The 1,352-nt window shown below is 77.3% G+C and carries 1 protein-coding gene; it reads left to right on the forward strand.

Features of this window, described 5'->3' with window-relative positions; all coding sequences use genetic code 11:
- Window positions 1-1,261: stealth family protein (locus H5J30_RS33565; protein WP_181791532.1), on the forward strand; the 1,261-nt coding region annotated here is incomplete at its 5' end.
- Window positions 1,262-1,352 lie beyond the last annotated feature (91 nt).

The following is a 1,352-nucleotide window of genomic DNA, read 5'->3' on the forward strand; positions in this document are numbered from 1 at the left end:
CGCGGTACGGGGCCGGGCGCGCGGCCCCGCGGTCGTCGCCGTGCCGGCGGCCGCCCGCCGCCGGGCGGGCCGGGCGCTGGCACGGCTGTGCCGGGTGCAGCCGGCGTACGTGACGGTGGTGGCGGGTGCGGGCACTCCCGGGCCCGGGCCCGCGGGTGCGGATGAGCGGGCGGGGGCGCGCGGGGCCGGGCCGGGGCTCGCGCAGGAGGGCGCCGCCGGTGCGTACCCGCGACTCGTGCCCGGCTACGAGCCGGGCGTCTGGCAGCAGTTGGAGCGGGCCGACGTGCTGCGCCTCACGTGGTTCCGCACCGAGCCGGGCCGGCGGCTGGTCATCGGCGCCGACTCCGGCTGCGAGGTCGAGTTCTGGCACGCGGACCCCACCGGCGACCGGCTCCTCGCCCCGCGCCCCGGCCGCGTCACCGACAGCGTCCCGGCCGGCGCCACCACCGTGAAGATGACCGACCGCGGCTCCTGGGGCTGCGGCCGGCTCACGCTGCGCACCCGCGAGGAGTTCGCGCACCCGCTGCCCGACGACGTCACGTACGCGATCGACGCCGTCTACACCTGGACAGACCCCGAACTCCGCTACGCGCTGCGCTCCCTCGCCACCCACGCGCCCTGGATCCGCCGCGTCCACCTGCTCACCGACGACGGCGCCCCGCCGTGGCTCGACACCGCGCACCCGGGGCTGAACGTGGTCGGGCACCGCGAGGTCTTCGCCGACCCCACCGTGCTGCCGACGTCCAACCCGCGCGCGGTCGAAAGCCAGCTGCACCACATCGACGGCCTCGCCGAGCACTTCCTGTACTTCGGCGACCGCCTCTTCCTCGGCACCGAGACCGTCCCGGAGGACTTCTTCCTCGCCAACGGCCTCACGCGGTTCTTCGTCTCGCCCGCGCAGGAGCCGCTGCGGCACGCCCCGCACCCGCTGCGGCGCAGCGTGCTGTGCGAGATCGAGCGCGAGTTCGGCGACCGGCACACCGCCACCGCCGCCCACCGCGTCCCCCGCCGCGACGACCTGGCGATCCCGTCGTCGCTCTACCACCACTACGCCGCCCACACCGGCCGCGCCGCCGCCGCGACGCAGCGGCACGCGGACGTCGACCTGGCGGCGAGCGGCGCGGACGCCGCCCTGCGGGAGCTGCTGGCGGCACGGGACCGCAGGGTGATCCGGGCCCGGGGCGAGGGCGCGCCGGGGCTGCTGGGGGCGTTCCTGGAGGCGTACTTCCCGGTGCCCAGCGCGTACGAGCTGCCGGGGTGAGCGCGGGATGACGGCGTTGGCCGGGTTCCTGGACGCCGAGCACCTGACGGTGCTGGACGGGCGGACGCTGAACGTGTGCGTGCGGCTGCCG

The organism is Streptomyces phytophilus (assembly GCF_013870535.1).
Classification (GTDB): Bacteria; Actinomycetota; Actinomycetes; order Streptomycetales; family Streptomycetaceae; genus Streptomyces; species Streptomyces phytophilus.